The following is an 18,956-nucleotide window of genomic DNA, read 5'->3' on the forward strand; positions in this document are numbered from 1 at the left end:
ATACCCGCCGTGTCTGACCGGCCGGAACGCGTTGTCTTCATTGACGAAACATCCGTCAAAACAAACCTGACCCGCCAGCGGGGATGGTCACCACGCGGCGAGCGATTGGTCATGGATGCGCCCTTCGGATCGTGGGGGACGCAGACCTTCATCGCAGGGCTCACCGCCGATGCCATGATCGCGCCGTGGGTGATCAGGGGTGCAATGGACGGTGCAGCTTTTGCTGCTTATGTCGAAAAGGTTCTGGTGCCGGAGCTCTCGCCGGGAACGGTGGTCATCCTCGATAACCTTGCCACGCACAAGAACGCCGCAGCGGCCAAGGCGATGCAGGAAGCGGGGTGCTGGTTCCTGTTTTTGCCGCCCTACAGCCCCGACCTCAACCTGATAGAAATGGCCTTCTCGAAACTCAAAGCTCACCTGCGCCGGATTGGAGCAAGGACCTTCACAGACATGTTCCACGCAATCGCTGAAATCTGCGATCTATACTCACCCGAAGAGTGTTGGAACTACTTCAGGGCTGCCGGATATGTCTCAGGTTAAAGGCCGGATGCTTTAGTTCGCCAGAATTAATAATAAGTTGCGCGTCACCGAAAAACGCGTGGATAGCGCTGTCAGAGCCTGCGGATAGTGCAAGCGTCCATCAAGTCTTCGGTCATTTGTCGGTCGCAGAGCCGTGTGGCTTCCGTGGTAACCGCCGCAGAGGCCGCCGCAACACCGAAACGCAGGCAATCTTCCGTCTTCCATTCCCGCGCGAGTGCGAGCGTATAGGCCCCCACGAAACTGTCCCCTGCACCGACCTTGGATACCACGGGAACATCCGCCCCGACCGAATGCCACGACCCGTCTCGCGTGGCGAGAACAGAGCCGTCTGCGCCCCGCGCCACGATCACGTGCTGGGCCACACCCTTGGCGATCAGTCGTTCGGCGAAGCGGGCTGTGTCTTCGGGGGCGGGATGAGCGCTGCCCGCGATTTCTTCGCATTCCTCGCCGTTCATTCGCAAGGTGTGGATCGCCTCGCGCGGCTTTTCCACCAGGTCGAAAAGCGCGGAGCCAGAGGTGTCGACGATAATCCGCGCGCCCCGTCCTGCGATGTGGCCTGCAAGGATCGAGGGAAATTCCTTTGCGACGCCAGGCGGCTGGCTGCCGGACAAGACAACCAGCGTGCCATCGCCAGTCGCCTGATCGACGGTATTTAGTGCGCGCGGCACATCCTCTTCGCGCCAGGAGGGTCCTGGCATCACGAAGCGGTACTGTTCGCCTGTAGAATTGTCGGTAACGGAAACGGACTGACGCGTCTCGCCCGGGCCCTGGAAGGCCACAGTTGCCACACCCTCGAGCGCGAGAAGCTGCAGAAGGTGCGCACCGGTTGCGCCGCCTATGGCCACCAGAGCCACGGATTGTCCGCCAAGCTGCCGGATCGCGCGGCTAACGTTGATTCCGCCGCCGCCGGGATCGATGTGGGGCTCGGTACACCGCAGTTTCGGGCCGGCCACAACCTCGGGCGCCGATGTGGCGTAGTCCACGGTCGGGTTCAGGGTGATCGTGAGAATATGGGCTTTCATGGCACCGGGGGCTCGCCTGTTTGCGCTAACGTCGAGGCCGCAGACAAGCCGATCCGGGAAAGGGCGTCAACCGTAAATGCGGGGCCGGGCGTGCCGGCCCCGATACCGTCAAACGGTAAGCTGATAGGTTTCCGGCACAAAGTGGAAACCGTCGCCGCGCGTATCGACGAAGCCCACGCCGGGGAAGGGCATGTGATAGCCGATGAAGGGAATGCGGTCGGCCGCCAGCATGCCGAGAACCCGGCGGCGTGCGGCCGCGGCAGCGTCCTTCTCTATGTCGAAGCGAACTTCCCAGTCCGGATAGGCAAGCGACCAGACGTGGTGGTTGGCGAGATCTGCGGTGATCAGAAGCTGCTCGCCCTCGGAGTCGAGCATATAGACCATGTGGCCCGGTGTATGTCCGAAGGCCGCCATGCTGGTCACACCCGATGCCACGCTGTGACCGTCGCCTACGAACTCCGTCTTTTCGGCAAGCGGCGTGACATTGCCGGCGACGCGCTCGTTCTCCTGACCAGTCCAGTAGGCGTATTCCGCCTCGCCCGCCACGTACCGCGCGTTAGCGAAAGTCGGGGCTCCTTCTGTCATAAGCCCGCCGATGTGGTCGCCGTGCATGTGGGTCAGAACGACTGTATCTATGTCGTCGCTCGAGAAGCCCGCCGTGGCGAGTACGCCTGCGATGGCCTCACCGCCAAGTCCGGTGTCGAACAGGATCGTTTCCGATCCCGTCTTGACAACGGTCGGGTTGAAGAAGGCCTGAAACCTGTCTGCGGGGATGAAGTGTTCGGCTGAAGCGGCCGCGAAGGTGTCGCTGTCAACGTTCATACCGAACGTGCCCTGCGGGTCATCGGTCACCGTGCGGGTGCCGGCGAGCACGACGGTGACCTCGAAGGCCCCGAGCGTGAAACGGCGATGGGTGTCGCTGCGTGCCGGCGTCTCGCCATGGCCGCCAGCCGAGGCGAGCGTTGGCGCGAGGGTTGCCGCAAGGGGAAGGCTCGCGCCGCCGACGAGCGCAGCCCTGCGTGAAAGAGATGTCTTCTTGAGGGTCATTTAGCGGATCACTTTCTGTCTTTCCATGGCCTTACGAGTTAGGGCTAAGTGGGATCAGGGAAAGGAACGATCTCGTGAGAAGCGGAGATTTGCCGCTTCACTCCCACCAGCGGTCGATTCGGGCAATGTCCTCGTCGGACCAGCCGAAATGATGGGCGAGTTCGTGGACGAAGACATGGGCCACGAGATCGCCAAGTGCGACGTCGCCACGCGCCGCCCATTCGTCGAGGATCGGGCGCCGAAAGAGCCAGATCGTGTCAGGGCCATCGGGTTGATCCATCACCGATTTCTCGATCAGCGGGATTCCGTCGTAGAGACCTGTGAGGTCGAAGGCGTCCGCGATCCGCATCTCGTCAAGGATTGGCTCCGGCGCGAAATCCTCAACGCGAAGCGTCACCTCTGCCGCCGCAGCACGGTATGGTTGGGGTAGGCCCGCGATCGCCTCCTTGGCCATGTGCGCGATGTCCGCGGCATCGGGGGATATGTGTTCAGACCAGTCCATTCTGCGCCTCCGTATGGACAAAGAAGCCTGCCTGTGGAAGAGGCTTGGCCCGTCGAAGGAGCCCCGAAGATGACCGTCACACGTTTCGCACCCTCGCCCACCGGCTATATCCACATCGGCAACCTGCGCGCCGCTCTGTTCAACTGGCTGATTGCGCGGAAGGCCGGGGGCACGTTCATCCTGCGGTTCGACGACACCGATCCCGAGCGGTCGAAGGAGGAATATGTCGATGCGATCCGCGAGGATCTCGAATGGCTCGGTCTGACATGGGACCGGGAAGAACGGCAGTCGGCCCGGCTCGACCGGTATGCCGAGGCGGCGGACCGGATGCGCACCGACGGGCGGCTTTACGAGGCGTTCGAGACGCCGACGGAGCTTGACCTGAAGCGCAAGAAGCTTCTCAACATGGGCAGGCCGCCGGTCTATGATCGCGCGGCATTGGAGCTGTCCGAGGATGAGAAGGCAAAACTCAGGTCGGAGCGCGGGGCAGGTCACTGGCGGTTCAAGCTCGATCAGGAGCGGATCGAGTGGACGGACGGAATCCTGGGCGATGTGTCGATCGACGCGGCCAGCGTGTCGGACCCGGTGCTAATACGCGGCGACGGGCAGGTGCTCTATACGCTCGCCTCGGTGGTGGACGATCTTGAAATGGGGATCACCGACGTGGTCCGCGGATCGGATCACGTGACGAACACCGCTACTCAAATTCAGATTATGGCCGCCCTCGGCGGGACCCCGCCAGCATTCGCGCACCATTCCCTCCTGACCGGCCCGCAGGGAGAGGCGCTGTCGAAGCGCCTGGGCACCCTGTCGTTGCGCGATCTTCGCGCCCAGGGGATCGAGCCGATGGCCATCCTGTCGCTCATGGCGCGGCTCGGCTCGGCAGACCCGGTCGAATTGCGAGCGGCGCCCGAAGATCTGATCGAGGGGTTCGATGTCGGCCGCTTCGGCGCCGCGCCCACGAAGTTCGACGTGGCTGATCTGTCGCCGATGACCGCGCGGGTCATCGCCGCAATGCCCTATGACTTGGTGGCCGATGAGATTCGCGCCCACGGCGTACCCGACGACATCGCGCCGCGCTTCTGGGAGGTCGTGCGCGAGAATGTAGGAACGCGGGCAGAGATTGCCGATTGGTGGTCCGTATTTCGGGACGGAGCGACGCCGGTCATCGCCGAGGAGGATCGCGGCTTTGTGGCCGAGGCCTTGGCGCTTCTGCCGCCCTATCCCTATGACTCGGAGACGTGGGGCACGTGGACGACAGCGGTGAAGGAGGCGACCGGGCGCAAGGGCAAATCGCTGTTCATGCCGCTTCGTCACGCGATCACCGGGCGGACGCGTGGGCCGGAGATGGCGGATGTGATGCCGCTTCTGCAAAGCCCTCCAAAGGTCTGACATTCCTGACACAGGAAACCTCGCATCGATATCGGACGGCTAAAATTATGCCGCATTTGCCTGTAGAAACAGGTGGGTGAGGCGAAAGCGGAGCAGCAGATGGCCGACCACATTCCGGAAAACGCGAGGGCCGACCAGTCGGACGACTGCGTGTCGAAGAGGCCGTGGAGCGAGGTGGTGAGCCGCTCCGCCAAGCTGTTTATGTTCAATGCCGCGGGCGAGGGCGGGCGATCCTTTGGACGTATTCTGTTCTACATTCTCCTGGCCCTGATAGCGCTCGTAGTCGTGACTTTCGTCATCGACAGCATCACCGGATGGTTCTCCGACACCTTCGATTTCTGGCCATTCAACCGCGCTCCCGTGGAAGAGGAAACGAGCCGCGGATTGTTCGGCTTCGGCTCCGACGCGCCCAAGGCCGAAGAGGCCGCGGAAGAGGCGGAAAAGTGGTACTGCAGATGGAATCCGCTTTGCTGAAGCGGTCCTGAGGCGTTCTTACGCCTCTTGTACGGGGTGGGGTTTTCCCTAACCTCCCGGCATGGCGAAGCAGGCCCGGTTTCTCGAGGGCAACCTCTTTCGGCACATTACCGTGATGTCGCTTACCTCCTCTCTGGGGCTGATGGCGATTTTCGCGGTGGATTTCATCGACATGATCTTCATCGCAATGCTGGGGAAGGCCGAGCTTGCGGCGGCGATCGGTTATGCCGGGGCGATCCTGTTCTTCACCTCGAGCTTCGGGATCGGCATGGCGATCGCTTCGGGTGCGCTTGTGGCGCGGGCACTTGGCTCCGGCGATGCGTTGCTTGCTCGGCGGAGAGCGACGACGGCGCTGGTCTACAGCATCTTCTTCGGCGCGCTGTTCGCCGGCGCCGTGTGGATAAACCTGCGTCCTCTGGCCAGCCTCGTGGGGGCAAGTGGCCTCACCCTCGATCTGGCGGTTCTCTACCTTTCGATCATCATCCCGAGCCTTCCTCTCCTTGTCGTTGGAATGGTCGGCGGTGCGATCCTGAGGGCTCACGGTGCGGCGCGGAAGGCAATGCTGGTCACCATCACCGGTGGGGTGATCAACGCGGTACTCGACCCGATCCTGATCTTTGGCCTAGACATGGAGCTTGCAGGCGCAGCCTGGGCCAGTGTGGCGGCACGGGTCGGGATCGCAGTGTCAGCCTTCTTGCCAATCTTGCGCGAGCATGGCGGGTTGACGCGGCCGACGCCGGAGGCGCTTGCCAAAGATTTTCGGCCGATCCTGATGATCGCCTTTCCTGCGATCCTGACACAGCTCGCCACTCCCGTGGGGCAGGCCTATGTGACGCGTGCGATGGCCGAGTTCGGGGAGGCCGCGGTGGCGGGCATGGCAATCGTGGGGCGGATGACACCTCTGGCGTTCGGAGTGCTCTTCGCGCTGTCCGGTGCAGTGGGGCCGATCATCGGGCAGAATTCCGGGGCCGGGAAGACTGACAGAGTGGCGCGGGCCTATCGCGACGCACTTCTTTTCACTGCCGGGATCACCCTGCTGAATTCACTGATCCTGTTTCTTCTTCGTGAGCCCATAGCTGCGCTCTTCGACGCCCAGGGGATCACGCGCGAGCTTGTCTTCCTGTTCTGCGGACCGCTCGCACTCGCCTTTTTCTTCAACGGGATGATCTTCGTCTCGAACGCAGCCTTCAACAACCTCGGCCACCCATTCCAATCGACCTGGATCAACTGGGGACGGCACACGTTGGGAACGATCCCCCTTGTGATGATCTTCGCAGCGTGGCTCGGTGCGCCCGGCGTCCAGATCGGTCAGGCGGCCGGGGGCGTCTTCTTCGGGCTTGCCGCGCTTTGGCTCGCCAACCGAGTGATCCGGTCCGGTATGGCAAAGCCGGATCCGCGCGAACCTTTCTTCCGTCAAAGCCGCCTCTTCCAGATGCTCTATCACCGGCGGTGACAGTTAGAATTTCGGGGGTTCCACGTAGCGCGCACCCACCTCGTCTAGGTGCTGATCCACTAGGGCGCGTTCCTTTCGGGAAAGCACGCGGTGTCGGCTGTAGATCGGATCGGGTCGGTCGAAGGCGATCGGCGCGTCCCAGCCGTCGGTTGTGTCAAAGAAGCGCGCGACACCGTCGATCCCGTATTCGTTGAGGAACCCTTGCACGACCACGTCGATATAGCTGAGCAGCACGGGATGCGCGCGATCAGGTGCGCCGTGTTTGCCATGCGGGATCGTGTAGACCTCGACCGCCAGTTTGCGCGGACCCGAATGTGTGACCAGGGCGGCTTGCACGCGGTCGTAGGCGCGCTCGCGCTCGTCGAGGTCGCGCCAGTCGGCGCCCGGCACCCGCGCGATCAGCCCGTCGATTTCGCCGCCGTCGACTTCGACAGCGGTCAGGAAGGCCACGGGCCTCAGCGCGGTGTGCCGCCAGACTCGCCGCCAGCCCGTGAGAGTTGCCTTGTGAGCATCCTCATGGGCATGCGTGGCGCGGTTCACGAGAGAGCCGTATCCGAAAAACCATGGGTCGTGCATGCCAATCCCATGCCCGATCTGGCTGCGTCGCCTCAAGCCCAAATCTCCCCCTTGCCGGAATCCCACGGTATGCTAACGGTGGTAACGATCATGCGGGAGAATCCGGGCCGAAGCGTCCGGTGCCGAAGGAGCAACCGCCCCGGTAATCTCTCAGGCCGAAGGACCGCCTGATCGGACAAGACTCTGGAGAGTGGCGCATGTCGCGTCCGCCGAAGGGATAGCGATCTCAGGCGAAAGGACAGAGGGGGCATCGAGGATGCGCAGACCGCGCACCCAGAAAGATGCCCGGCGGCCAGGCCTCCGGGGAAGAGGGAGGAAGGCTCGTGTCAGATCTCAGACGCACGCCACTTTACGGCCTTCATGCCAGTCTGGAGGCGCGCTTCGTGCCCTTTGCGGGCTGGGAAATGCCCGTCCAGTTTGCCGCCGGGGTGATGAAGGAGCATCAGCATACCCGCGAGGCGGCAGGGCTTTTTGACGTAAGCCATATGGGGCAGGTCATTCTGCGGCCGGACAGCGGTGATGCGGCAGATGCAGCACGGGCGTTGGAGGCCCTGGTTCCGGCAGATATCCTCGGGCTCGGAGCGGGCCGCCAGCGCTACGCACTTTTCACCAGTGCCGAGGGCGGCATACTCGACGACCTGATGGTCGCCAACCGCGGCGATCATTTGTTTCTCGTGGTCAATGCGGCGCGGGCGGATCATGACATCGCGCATCTGCAAGACGGAATGACGGGCAAGGGCGTCACTGTTGAGCCGGTTGGTGATAGGGCGCTTCTGGCACTCCAGGGGCCGGCGGCACAGGCCGTGCTTGCGGCTCATGTGGCGGAAGCGGCGGACATGAGGTTCATGGACGTGACAGTGGTGTCATCGGCGTTCGGGGAACTCTGGATCTCGCGCTCGGGCTATACCGGCGAAGATGGTTACGAGATTTCCGTGCCCGCGTCCGAAGCGGAGAGGTTCGCGCGGGCACTTCTTGAGGACACGTGCGTAATGTCGATCGGTCTTGGGGCGCGGGATTCGCTCCGGCTCGAGGCCGGACTATGCCTTTACGGCACTGATATCGACGAAACGACGTCTCCTGTCGAAGCGGCGCTTACCTGGTCGATCGGCAAAGCCCGGAGGGTAGGCGGAATGCGCGAAGGCGGATTTCCCGGCTCCGAGCGCATTTTGCGGGAGATGGCCGAGGGAACCCAGCGCCTTCGCGTCGGTCTGGCCCCCGAAGGCCGCGCCCCGATGCGGGCCGGCACGAAAATTCTCGTCGGAGATGAGGAAGTTGGCGAGGTGACATCGGGCGCGTTCGGGCCCACGGTCGGCGCGCCGGTATCGATGGGATACGTCGCGTCAGGCCATGCGGCCACAGGCACGACGCTGGACGGCGAAGTGCGCGGCAAGCGCCTGCCGGTACGCGTGGCGGACCTGCCCTTCGTGCAGGCCGGTTTCAAGAGATAGAAATAGGGAAGGGATACCCATGAAGTTTACAGAAGAGCATGAATGGTTGCGCGTCGAGGGCGACGTTGTGGTTGTCGGCATCACCGAACATGCCTCCACCCAGCTTGGCGACGTCGTTTTTGTCGAGCTGCCGGAGGCAGGCACGACGGTGTCGAAGGATGACGAGGTCGTGGTGATCGAAAGCGTAAAGGCGGCCTCCGACATCCTCGCCCCGCTCGATGGCGAAATCGTTGAGGTGAACGACGCGCTTGCCGACAATCCCGGCCTCGTCAACGAGGATCCGATGGGAGATGCTTGGTTTTTCAAGATGAAGGCTGACGACCCGTCGCAGATGGACGACTACATGGACGAAGCCGCCTACAAGGCCATGATCGACTAGGCGGGGCCGGTCAATCGCCTCCGGCGGAGTTATTTTTGCCAAGATCAAGAATGGCCGGCGCCTGTCCGGCACGGCATGCGAGGAGTGATCCAAAGTGGCCTTCGAACCGACCGAATACCTTCCCTATGATTTCGCCAACCGTCGCCATATCGGCCCGTCTCCCGAGGAGATGGCCGATATGTTCGCGGCCCTCGGCGTGGAAAGCCTCGATCAGCTGATCGACCAGACGGTGCCGCAGGATATCCGCCAGTCGACTCCGCTTGATTTCGGCAAGCCGAAATCGGAGCGCGAGCTTCTTTGGCACATGCGACAGGTGGCGCAGAAGAACACGATCTTCACTACGATGATCGGGCAGGGCTATCACGGCACCGTCACGCCGCCTGCGATCCAGCGCAATATCCTCGAGAACCCAGCCTGGTATACCGCTTACACACCCTATCAGCCCGAGATCAGCCAGGGTCGGCTCGAGGCGCTTCTGAACTACCAGACGATGGTTTCGGATCTCACAGGCCTAGAGATCGCAAATGCCTCGCTTCTCGACGAGGCGACGGCGGCGGCAGAAGCGATGACCATGGCGCAGCGCGTTGCGAAATCGAAGGCGGGCGCCTTCTTCGTCGATGAGAATTGCCACCCTCAGAACATCGCCGTGATGAAGACGCGGGCCGAGCCGCTCGGGATTGAGGTGATCGTGGGGGCGCCCGACGACCTCGAACCGGAAGCGGTGTTCGGCGCGATCTTCCAGTATCCAGGGACCTACGGGCATCTCACGGATTTCACGCCGCATATCGCAAAGCTCCATGACGCGAAGGCGCTGGGCATCGTGGTAGCCGATCCTCTGATGCTGACGCTTCTCAAGGAACCGGGCGCGATGGGGGCTGATATCGCCGTGGGCTCGACCCAGCGCTTTGGCGTGCCGCTGGGCTTCGGTGGCCCGCACGCCGCCTACATGGCATGTCGCGACGCCTACAAGCGCGCGCTGCCGGGCAGGCTGGTTGGGGTCAGCGTCGATGCGCGCGGGAACAAGGCCTATCGCCTGTCGCTTCAGACGCGCGAACAGCATATCCGCCGCGAAAAGGCGACATCGAACGTCTGCACCGCGCAGGCGCTTCTGGCCGTCATGGCCTCGTTCTATGCCGTGTTCCACGGCCCCAAAGGGCTGAAGGCGATTGCCCAGCGGATCCATCGGAAAACCGATCGGCTGGCCCGGGGGCTCGAAGCTGGAGGATACAGGATCGAGCCTGAGTATTTCTTCGACACGTTCACCGTCGAGGTCGGCGCGCTTCAGGGCGTCATCCTCGAGGCGGGCCGCCGCGAGCGCATAAATTTCCGCAAAGTGGGTGAGACGAAGATCGGCATCACTGTGGACGAAACCGTACGCCCTGCGGTGCTTGAAGGCGTCTGGCGTGCCTTTGGGCTGGATTTCAGCCGCGACGATTTCCCCGCGGATTATCACCGTGTTCCCGAGGCGCTGGTGCGCGAGACGGAGTATCTGACCCATCCGACCTTCCACCATAACCGCGCTGAAACCGAGATGATGCGCTACATGCGCCGCCTTGCCGATCGCGACCTCGCCCTCGACCGCGCAATGATTCCGCTCGGGTCGTGCACGATGAAGCTCAATTCCGCGGCCGAAATGATGGCGATCACCTGGCCCGATTTCGCGAACCTTCACCCTTTCGCACCGGCGGATCAGGTTCAAGGCTATCACGAGATGATCGAGGATCTGTCAGCGAAGCTGTGCGAGATTACCGGATATGACGCAATGTCGATGCAGCCAAATTCGGGCGCGCAGGGTGAATACGCCGGCCTTCTGACCATTGCCGCTTATCACAAAGCGCGTGGCGAAGCACACCGCCGGATCTGCCTGATTCCCGTTTCGGCCCATGGAACCAACCCGGCGTCAGCCCAGATGGCGGGCATGGAGGTGATCGTCGTCAAATCCGCTGAAAACGGCGATATCGACCTCAATGATTTTCGCCAGAAGGCGGCGGAGGCGGGCGACAAACTTGCCGCCTGTATGATCACATATCCCTCGACCCACGGAGTTTTTGAGGAAACCGTGCGCGAGGTCTGCGACATCACGCATCGCTATGGCGGGCAGGTCTACATGGATGGGGCAAACCTCAACGCGCTCGTCGGGCTTGTGAAGCCTGGAGAAATCGGATCGGACGTGAGCCACCTGAATCTCCACAAGACATTCTGCATCCCCCACGGCGGTGGAGGCCCCGGCATGGGTCCGATTGGTGTTAAGGCGCACCTGAAACCCTTCCTGCCCGGTCATCCCGAAACCGGCGGCCAGTCAGTTTACGAAGCGACCGGCGGGCGTGAAGGACCAGTCAGTGGCGCACCCTTCGGGTCGGCTTCGATCCTGCCGATCTCCTGGGCCTATATTCTGATGATGGGGGGCAGCGGGCTGACCCAGGCCACCAAGGTTGCGATCCTCAATGCCAATTACATCGCGAAGCGGCTAGAGGGCGCCTATGATATCCTCTTCATTGGGGCGCACGGGCGCTGCGCCCATGAGTGCATCATCGACACTCGGCCCTTCGCAGAAAGCGCAGGTGTGACGGTCGACGATATTGCCAAGCGACTAATCGACAACGGCTTTCATGCGCCGACCATGAGTTGGCCCGTCGCGGGTACGCTGATGGTGGAGCCGACAGAAAGCGAAACGAAGGCCGAACTTGACCGTTTCTGCGACGCGATGCTTGCGATCCGCGAGGAGATCCGGGCGATCGAGGAGGGCAAGATCGATCCCGAGAACAACCCACTCAAGCGCGCGCCGCACACGGTCGAGGATCTGGTAGGAGAGTGGGACCGTCCCTACTCGCGGGAAGACGGCTGTTATCCAGTTGGCGCGTTCCGCGTCGACAAGTATTGGCCGCCAGTAAACCGGGTCGACAATGTCTATGGCGACCGGCACCTTGTCTGCACATGCCCGCCACTGGAAGATTATCTCGACGCGGCGGAGTGAGGACGTTGGAGCGATCGCTGAGGATCCTCATTACAGGTGGCACAATCGACAAGGTCCACGACCCGCGGAGCGAGGGGCTATCCTTTTCTCCGGACGGGGCGACGCATATTCCCGAAATGCTGAGGATCGGGCGCTGTCATTTTCCGGTGGTCGAGCTCTTGATGCTGAAAGACAGCCTCTACTTCGAGACGGGCGACCGGGAAGCGATCGCTGATGCCGTGAAACGAGCGCCGGAGGAGGCGGTGGTCATCACCCATGGCACGGGCACGATGGGTGAGACTGCGCGCTTTATTGAGGCGCGCCAGCCGGGCAAAACCGTCGTGCTGACAGGCGCGATGCGGCCATTTTCGCTTTACGCCTCGGATGGCGAGTTCAACCTCGGCGGGGCGATCGCGGCGGCCCAGATCGCACCGGCGGGGGTGTGGGGTGTCATGAACGGACGGGTGTTTCCGGCAGCGCGGCTCGACAAGAACGTTGAACAGGGGCGGTTCGACCTGTAGGGGGCGAAGCCTGGGCGGTTGAGGCAAGTGGTACGATCCAGAAGCCCTTCATTACAATCCTTGCGAACTGCGTTGCTGCTGATAGCCGCATTGAGGTTTGCGAAATGAGGCTCTGCACTGTGGAACGATTGGCCAATCCTAGCTCCTTAACCGCCCGAGCGCGGCCTGGTCCATGGCGTAAAGGAGTGGTCATCTGCATGCTCTTCGCCTTGCTTGGCGGGCTTTTGCTTGCCGGTCACCTGGGGGTGGAGGCTGCGTCCGGCCTTCTGGATGTGCGGAGCCGCCTGGCCAATGAAATAGTCCATTCCCCGTTCTTCTGGGGGCTCCTTTTGGCCTATGTTTTGCTGATGACGACGCCTTTCGTTCCGGGCGCGGAGATCGGGTTACTTCTTCTTGTGACACTTGGGGCGGACGCCGCCGGATATGTTTACATTGCAACTGTCACCGCACTTCTTCTGGCCTATTCCCTCGGTCGGCTGGTGCCGCTGGACGCGCTTTGGGCGGCATGGGTGACAATCTCGCCCAGCGATGTGCCACGGGTGCCGGATTTCGACGGATCGGCACATCCGATTGCGCGCAGTCTGTTGCGTCACCGGTGCTGCGCGGTCGCGTTGCTTCTGAACCTGCCTGGCAATGCCGTCCTTGGCGGTGGTGGTGGAATCGCCTTCGCTGCGGGGCTCAGCCGCACCATCACCGTCCCCCAATTCGCACTGACCGTGGCGATTGCAGTCGCTCCGGTTCCGGCCGCCGTATTCCTCGGGGCAAGCCTCTCCCCGTGAGCCGCGCACGCTCTATTGACTTCATGCGGCGGTTGCACCAAAACCGCGCGCGATGGGGCCGTAGCTCAGTTGGGAGAGCGCGTCGTTCGCAATGACGAGGTCGTCGGTTCGATCCCGATCGGCTCCACCAAATCCCCGCCAACTTCGCAAAGATCGCGGCAATGCGGCGTGCTTGGCGTGGTCATTCCCTTAGAGATAGGGCTCCAGTGCGGCACGGACGTTCACGCTTGCGCCGAGCCGGTTGAGCAGCAGGTAGGTTCCGGCAATCTTCCGCTGCAGGAACAGGGCGTCGATGGGCGGAACGTGGATGAAGGTGCCGTCCGCCCCAAGCCCCATCCCCAGGTCGTGCAATCTGCGGCGGAGGGCAGGATCGCCGAAGTCGACTGGGCGGTCCTCACGGATTGCGTCAAAGACAGTCATCACCATATCGAGGATGATTGCGCGGTGGTGCGGCGCAGTGTCTACGCCCCATGCGCCAACACGGGCAAGCACCTGTGCCGCACCCTCACGGTCATCCGCAAGGCCGCGGCGAAGGAGCGCTTGGGCCTCCGTTATCAGGGTTTCGGGAAGATCGCGCACGGCGCCGAAATCGAGGAGAACAAGGCAGTCCGCTTCCGGATCGTAGCGGTAATTCGCGAAATTGGGATCAGTCTGGCTCGCGCCAAACTCAAAGATCTCCGCGACCAGAAGGGCCACGATCCGTGCGGCCACCTCGTCACGGTCGGGATGGTCGGCGAGATCCTCGACTGGGCCCCCAGACACGTAACTCATGGTTAGGACGTCGCGCGTCGAAAGGTCGGCATGCACCTCTGGCATGCAGAGACTCGGCCAACCGGCCACGAACCCGGCATAGCGGCCTAGTTCCCGCGCCTCGCGCTCGTAATCCGCTTCGTCGCGAAGCTGGCGGCGGGCCTCTTCGAGCATGGGGTTCAAGTCGACTCCCTTCGGCAAAAGCCCCGAAAGGCGCACCAGGGCGCCCACATTGGCCACATCGCTGTCGATGCTGCCGCGCACGCCCGGATATTGAACCTTGATCGCCAGATCGCGCCCATCCTTCGTGACCGCGCGGTGTACCTGCCCGATCGAGGCTGCCGCCATGGGGCGCGGATCGAAGTGCTTGAAATGTGACAGCCAACCCTCGCCCCAGGCTTTGTCGAGAACGCTGCGTAATTGCCGGGGTGGCATGTGATCGGCATCGGCCCGAAGTCGGGCGAGTATCGCCTGGAGCTCCGGTGGAACAAGATCGCCCGCATCCATCGAGAGCAGCTGACCAACCTTCATGGCCGCCCCGCGCATACGCGCAAGCTCCCTTGTCAGCCGTTCTGTATTGTCCGGCGTCAGGATCAGGTCTCGCAGTTCGGGGCGATCGCCCCGGCTCCAGCGCCGTGCGCCCTCTACGGCCGCGGTTCCGGCAATACCGGAGGCTACGCTGCCGAGGCGGGCGAGGCGTGCGAGACGGGAGGAGGGTACACGGATCGGGCGGTTGTCGGACATGGTCGGGGAGGTAATGCGGCCCTCGCGCCCGGCAAGCGCTTCAAACCGGTGGCATTGTCGGCGAAAGCCCATCGAGCGGCGTCGCGACCACCTTGCGCAGCAGATCGATGAAGCCCGAAACCTGATGCCCCGCTGTGGCCTCTCCCTTTTCGGCCGTGGCAGTGGATGCGTCGCCGACGGTGCCGTTGGGGTTCAGATCGCTCGCCACCCAGCCGTAGGAGATCGCTCCGATCGGGGAAATCGCCGTATCCTCGGCCGTCGAGCGGTTCATGGCGGCCTGGCTCATGTCTACCGTCTCGGGGCGGAAATGCAGCATGAGAGAGGTCTCTACATCCCCACCATGGATCCCGAAACGCGCCTCGTACTCTGAGTACATGCCCTCGGGATAGCCGAAAGCACCCCACTGGCATTTGACCGCCAGCATGCCCGCCCGCACCCGAAGCTCGCGCGAAAGGATTGAAATCAGATCGAGGTTTCCGCCGTGGGAGTTCACGATCACGATCTTGCGCACACCCGCCCGTGCCACGGACAGCCCGATTTCCTGCCAGGCCTGGAGCGCGGTCGGCGCCGAAAGGGTCAGCGTTCCGGGAGCATGGATATGCTCGTTCGATTTGCCCACCGCCTGCACGGGCAGGATGCGAATATCGAGATCATCGGGGCAGGCTTCCCTGAGTCGCGCAAGCATTCCTTCGGCAATCATCGTATCGGTGCCTGTAGGGAGGTGTGGCCCGTGCTGCTCGATCGCAGCGGTAGGAAGGATCGCAACCGTGCGCATCGGATCGATGTCTTCGAACTCCGTCGTCCTGTATGCCGCCCAGTCCAGACGCCGCATGGGTCAGGCAGGCTCCGGCGTGTAGGTCGCGTCGAGGCGCATCTTCAGGTATTCCGCGCCCGTCACCGGTGGATACTTCGCCTGACCTGTGCCCGGCAGGGCAGAGATCACGGCTTCGGGATTCGGATCGAGGAAGAAGGCCAGCGACCGGCGCACCCGTTGCGGCACCAGTACACGGTGCGGGGTCGACACATAGATGTCATTCGTCCAGCGCATCAGGCAGTCGGCGATGTTCACGATGAAGGCGCCGGGGATCTGGGGCACATCGATCCAGTCGCCGCCGCGCGGACGCACCTGCAGGCCGGGTTCGTCATCTGTCATCAGAAGTGTGATCGATCCGTAATCGGTATGCGCGCCCGCTCCGATCGCGTCGCCATCCCGGTTTCCGCCCGGGTAGCGGAGCATCCGAAGGGTCGCGAGAGGTGCATCGAGAGAAGGGGCAAAATAATGCTCATCGAGCCCGAGGTCGAGCGCGATGGGGCGGTGAAGATCGATCCCAAGCTGGTGGACCGCTGCAAAATACGCGAGCGCCGTGTCCTTGAAGCCCGGCAGATTTTCCGGCCAGTGATTGATGCCCCGGAAGGGTTCTCCTGACAGGATGCGCGGATCGTCCGCGGCCATCTCGAGGCCGATGTTGAATGCCTCCTTGCGATCGACCTGGGTGGTCGTGTCGTCCAGATTTTCCGAGCCTTCTGCAGTCCACCCCCGATTGGTGCCGAACTTGCGAATGTCGAGTGGGGCTTTCTCGGCCACCGGCAGATCGAAGAACGCATCCGCCACCCGGAACGTTTCGTAGATCAGGCTTTCGGGGATGCCATGACCTGAGACAAGGAAAAATCCCGTTTCCCGGCAGGCGCGACCGAGATCGGCGACGAAACCTGCGCGATCTGCGCCGCTTTCGAAACGCGACCAGTCCAGGACCGGGATGGCAATGCTCATGGTGTGGCTTCCTCTGGATGACTTGGCACTACCGCCCATCTGTCCACGGCGCGGCCGACGCGGTCAAGATGCGCAGTCAGGCTTTCCGGCGTCGCGCTGTCCATCCGGTAATGCGCGCTGAAGCTTGTTTTGCAGCCCTTTGCACAGAGGAGCCTGACCCCGCGCAGGATCGTCTTTCGCCCTGGCGCACCGATCAGGAAAGTCAGCCAGCGGCTCGCTCCGCAAGTGGTGAATACCGCAAGGCGGGTGATGTGAGTAAGCGCCGGTTTGATATCGCCGTTCTCGTCGGGCATTTGAAAGGCGACGCCGGGCACCAGCACCCGATCGAGCCAGCCTTTCAACACGGCGGGAAGCCCGTACCACCATGTCGGGTAGATGAAGATCAGCGTGTCGCACCAGCGTAGATCCGCCACATGCTCTGCCACGCCCGCGGTGTTGCATGCCTCGTCGGCGTAGGAGACCAGTTCTTCCGGTTTAAGGCGCGGATCGAAACCGTCGCGATAGAGATCGCGCAGCCGGATCTCGGCTCCGACGGCCTCCAGCCGGTCGATCACCCGGTCACGTACGGCGGCTGTATAGCTCGTGGGGTTCGGGTGACAATAGACAACGAGGGCCCGCATCAGAATGCAGCCATTTCCCGGGCAACACGTGCCTGGAAGGCCCGGCGCTGGCCATCGGTCGCGCGGTTCATGTCGTAGAGGGCGAGGTATTTCATGCTGCGCGGGCGGCAGACATGCCAGACTGCCCGCGTCACGCATTTCCGGGGGGGATCGCCGGCCAGAACGGCACGAAGCCGCGTGCCCCCGTAAGTCGTGACCGCTGCCAGCCGCTGAATTTTCGTGAGATTGGGTAAGACCTTGCCGTCTTCAAGCCGGAACGAGACGCCGGGCAGGAACACCCGGTCGAGAAACCCCTTCAACATTGCGGGATAGCCGAAGTTCCAGACCGGAAAGACCATCACTAGGGCATCCGCCGCCTGCACGCGCTCGACATACTCGGCGACCGACGCAAGGTTCTTCGGCACGTCGTGGTATCCGCGCCGCTCCGCCTCGGTCAGAACAGGCGAGAAGCCCTCGGCATAGAGATCGCAATCGTCCACGTCCCAGCCCCGGCCTTTCAATGTCTCGACCACTGTGTGGTGAAGGGAGGACGAAAAGCTTTCGGGGCATGGGTGCGAGAAGAGAACGAGCGCCCGCGTCACGACTTACTCAGCCGCCTGCAGCTTCGGATAGGCATACATGCTCTGATAGGACCAATCCGGATCGTCCCAGGCGATCATCTTGCCGGGGTTTAGAAGGCCCTTCGGGTCTGCCTCCCGCTTGAACGCAAGCTGCCGGTCGTCCACCGTTTGCCGCCCACCTTCTTCCAGTGTGTAGCGGTGCGGGTTGAAGATCATCGCACCTGCCTCTTCGTGAATGCGGATGATTTCGTCCAGCCGGTCCTCCGTCGTGAACTTGACGAGGCTGAGGCCCGCGAAGATCACCTTGCCGCCCTCCTTCAATACCTCGAGATGTTGAAGTACTTCGGGCGAAAACTCCGTCCGCATCCTTTCCACCAGATCGCGATGGTTGGGAAAGCCATAGCGCACCTGCAGATAGGTGATGCTCGGATCAACCTTGAGGGCGCGCAGGGTCGTATGGTTCCAGCCATATTCGAATACTGGCCCTGGTCCGCGCGCCCAGTCATTGTCGTCCGAGCGGTAAATGACCGTTGCCTCGGGCCTCCGCCCGAGGAAGGTTAGGAACCCATCCAAAGAATGGGGCGCCACCATCAGGCCGACGAGATGCGTTCCGGCCTCCACATGGGGTTTCACGCGCTGAAAGTAGGCATGGGCAATCGGCGCCTCGAACACGTTTGCAAGCTTGATGAGAATGCCGTCGTGATTGGCAAGCTCCTCCGCGAAGGCCATGGCCGAGGTAAACTCGTCGAAGGCCACGAACATCTCGGTCCAGTCGTAGGCCGGAGCAAGCGGCATTTCGATTTCTGTGATGATCCCATTGGTGCCGTAGGCGTGGCTGACGCGCGCCAGCTCCTCGCCCCTGAATTCCAGCACCCGCGGTTCTTCCTCCATCGTCACAACCCGAAGTCGGATGATATTGCCGAGGTCGCGAAGGCTGCCCCAGGTGCATGATCCCACCCCGCCGGAGCCTCCGGCGATGAAGCCGCCGATCGTTGCCGTGGCCCAGGTGGAGGAGAACATGCGTATCTCCTGCCCCGAATGTTCCTTGCAGGCGGCGTCGAGATCTTTCAGTAGCACTCCCGGTTCGGTGATCACGCGGCCGGCGTGTATTTCCTTCACCTTGTCCAGGTGACGAAGGTGCATGACACATCCACCGGCAAGCGGCATTGCCTGTCCGTAGTTTCCCGTTCCCGCCCCTCGCGTCGTCACCGGGCAATCATGGGCATAGCAGGTCTTGAGGATTTCGATGACCTCCGCCTCGCTCTTGGGGCGCACCACGAAATCTGCCGTCACGTGATCCAGCCGGTCCTTTAGAACCGGCGAATACCAGAAGAAATCCCGGGAATTCGCACGAATCGCACTGTCCGAGGTTTCGATCTCGAGGTGCGAGAGCGCTTCTTTGGCAGCAGCAACATTCGGTTCCAT

19 protein-coding genes, 1 tRNA gene and 1 riboswitch are annotated in these 18,956 nt (G+C 62.5%); of the genes, 10 read left to right on the forward strand and 10 right to left on the reverse strand.

The features are described 5' to 3' along the window. Positions 1–540, forward strand: a 540-nt coding sequence (locus tag RXV90_RS06140; RefSeq protein WP_316647603.1) for an IS630 family transposase, incomplete at its 5' end; no start/stop codon positions are given. A gap of 71 nt (positions 541–611) precedes the next feature. Here RXV90_RS06140 and RXV90_RS06145 read toward each other — a convergent pair. The 3 genes from RXV90_RS06145 to RXV90_RS06155 all read right to left on the reverse strand — a co-directional run bounded on the left by RXV90_RS06145 (position 612) and on the right by RXV90_RS06155 (position 3,111). Further along, complete coding sequence (locus tag RXV90_RS06145; protein WP_316647604.1) at positions 612–1,562, reverse strand: 1-phosphofructokinase family hexose kinase; 951 nt, start codon at positions 1,560–1,562, stop codon at positions 612–614. 108 nt (positions 1,563–1,670) lie between these two features. Next, positions 1,671–2,609: an MBL fold metallo-hydrolase gene (locus tag RXV90_RS06150; protein WP_316647605.1), complete on the reverse strand. Its 939-nt coding sequence runs from the start codon at positions 2,607–2,609 to the stop codon at positions 1,671–1,673. Positions 2,610–2,706: 97 nt separating this feature from the next. Then, positions 2,707–3,111, reverse strand: coding sequence for a metallopeptidase family protein (locus RXV90_RS06155; protein WP_316647606.1), 405 nt, complete (start codon positions 3,109–3,111; stop codon positions 2,707–2,709). 69 nt (positions 3,112–3,180) lie between these two features. Here RXV90_RS06155 and gltX point away from each other — a divergent pair, with 69 nt between their 5' ends. From gltX to RXV90_RS06170, 3 genes are all read left to right on the forward strand, one after another. Further along, positions 3,181–4,503, forward strand: coding sequence for a glutamate--tRNA ligase (gene gltX, locus RXV90_RS06160; protein WP_316647607.1), 1,323 nt, complete (start codon positions 3,181–3,183; stop codon positions 4,501–4,503). 99 nt (positions 4,504–4,602) lie between these two features. After that, positions 4,603–4,977, forward strand: a complete 375-nt coding sequence (locus RXV90_RS06165) for a hypothetical protein (protein WP_316647608.1) — start codon at positions 4,603–4,605, stop codon at positions 4,975–4,977. 61 nt (positions 4,978–5,038) lie between these two features. Then, on the forward strand, positions 5,039–6,430 hold the full coding sequence (locus RXV90_RS06170; RefSeq protein ID WP_316647609.1) for an MATE family efflux transporter: 1,392 nt from the start codon (positions 5,039–5,041) through the stop codon (positions 6,428–6,430). Between the two features lie 3 nt (positions 6,431–6,433). Here the strand turns inward: RXV90_RS06170 and RXV90_RS06175 are convergent, their stop codons facing one another. After that, on the reverse strand, positions 6,434–7,042 hold the full coding sequence (locus tag RXV90_RS06175) for a gamma-glutamylcyclotransferase family protein (RefSeq protein ID WP_316647610.1): 609 nt from the start codon (positions 7,040–7,042) through the stop codon (positions 6,434–6,436). Between the two features lie 47 nt (positions 7,043–7,089). Beyond that, positions 7,090–7,182, forward strand: a riboswitch (glycine riboswitch). A 147-nt stretch (positions 7,183–7,329) separates the two neighbouring features. Between RXV90_RS06175 and gcvT the strand changes: the two genes are divergently transcribed. The 6 genes from gcvT (at position 7,330) to RXV90_RS06205 (ending at position 13,216) form a co-directional block, all read left to right on the forward strand. After that, positions 7,330–8,454, forward strand: a complete 1,125-nt coding sequence (gene gcvT, locus RXV90_RS06180; RefSeq protein WP_458646485.1) for a glycine cleavage system aminomethyltransferase GcvT — start codon at positions 7,330–7,332, stop codon at positions 8,452–8,454. Between the two features lie 19 nt (positions 8,455–8,473). Further along, complete coding sequence (gene gcvH, locus RXV90_RS06185) at positions 8,474–8,833, forward strand: glycine cleavage system protein GcvH (RefSeq protein WP_316647612.1); 360 nt, start codon at positions 8,474–8,476, stop codon at positions 8,831–8,833. Positions 8,834–8,927: 94 nt separating this feature from the next. Beyond that, on the forward strand, positions 8,928–11,807 hold the full coding sequence (gene gcvP / locus RXV90_RS06190) for an aminomethyl-transferring glycine dehydrogenase (protein WP_316647613.1): 2,880 nt from the start codon (positions 8,928–8,930) through the stop codon (positions 11,805–11,807). Between the two features lie 5 nt (positions 11,808–11,812). Beyond that, entirely contained in the window at positions 11,813–12,307 is a 495-nt protein-coding gene (locus tag RXV90_RS06195) for an asparaginase domain-containing protein (protein ID WP_316647614.1), read from the forward strand. 197 nt (positions 12,308–12,504) lie between these two features. Then, on the forward strand, positions 12,505–13,086 hold the full coding sequence (locus RXV90_RS06200; protein WP_316647615.1) for a hypothetical protein: 582 nt from the start codon (positions 12,505–12,507) through the stop codon (positions 13,084–13,086). 54 nt (positions 13,087–13,140) lie between these two features. Further along, positions 13,141–13,216, forward strand: a tRNA-Ala gene (locus RXV90_RS06205). Between the two features lie 59 nt (positions 13,217–13,275). Here the strand turns inward: RXV90_RS06205 and RXV90_RS06210 are convergent. The 6 genes from RXV90_RS06210 to RXV90_RS06235 are packed head-to-tail and all read right to left on the reverse strand — an operon-like array spanning position 13,276 to position 18,956. Continuing rightward, complete coding sequence (locus tag RXV90_RS06210) at positions 13,276–14,580, reverse strand: ABC1 kinase family protein (RefSeq protein WP_316647616.1); 1,305 nt, start codon at positions 14,578–14,580, stop codon at positions 13,276–13,278. A 40-nt stretch (positions 14,581–14,620) separates the two neighbouring features. Further along, positions 14,621–15,412 (reverse strand): creatininase family protein, encoded by a 792-nt coding sequence (locus RXV90_RS06215; RefSeq protein ID WP_316647617.1) that lies wholly within the window; start codon positions 15,410–15,412, stop codon positions 14,621–14,623. A gap of 3 nt (positions 15,413–15,415) precedes the next feature. After that, a complete protein-coding gene (locus tag RXV90_RS06220; protein WP_316647618.1) occupies positions 15,416–16,351 on the reverse strand; it encodes an isopenicillin N synthase family dioxygenase in 936 nt (311 codons plus the stop codon). Continuing rightward, positions 16,348–16,971, reverse strand: a complete 624-nt coding sequence (locus RXV90_RS06225; RefSeq protein ID WP_316647619.1) for an NAD(P)H-dependent oxidoreductase — start codon at positions 16,969–16,971, stop codon at positions 16,348–16,350. Before RXV90_RS06225 ends, RXV90_RS06220 begins: the two co-directional genes overlap by 4 nt. After that, a complete protein-coding gene (locus RXV90_RS06230) occupies positions 16,971–17,552 on the reverse strand; it encodes an NAD(P)H-dependent oxidoreductase (protein ID WP_316647620.1) in 582 nt (193 codons plus the stop codon). Before RXV90_RS06230 ends, RXV90_RS06225 begins: the two co-directional genes overlap by 1 nt. A 3-nt stretch (positions 17,553–17,555) precedes the next feature. Further along, complete coding sequence (locus RXV90_RS06235; RefSeq protein WP_316647621.1) at positions 17,556–18,956, reverse strand: FAD-binding oxidoreductase; 1,401 nt, start codon at positions 18,954–18,956, stop codon at positions 17,556–17,558.

Origin of the sequence: Ovoidimarina sediminis (assembly GCF_032586175.1) — a bacterium.
GTDB lineage: Bacteria > Pseudomonadota > Alphaproteobacteria > Rhodobacterales > Rhodobacteraceae > Ovoidimarina > Ovoidimarina sediminis.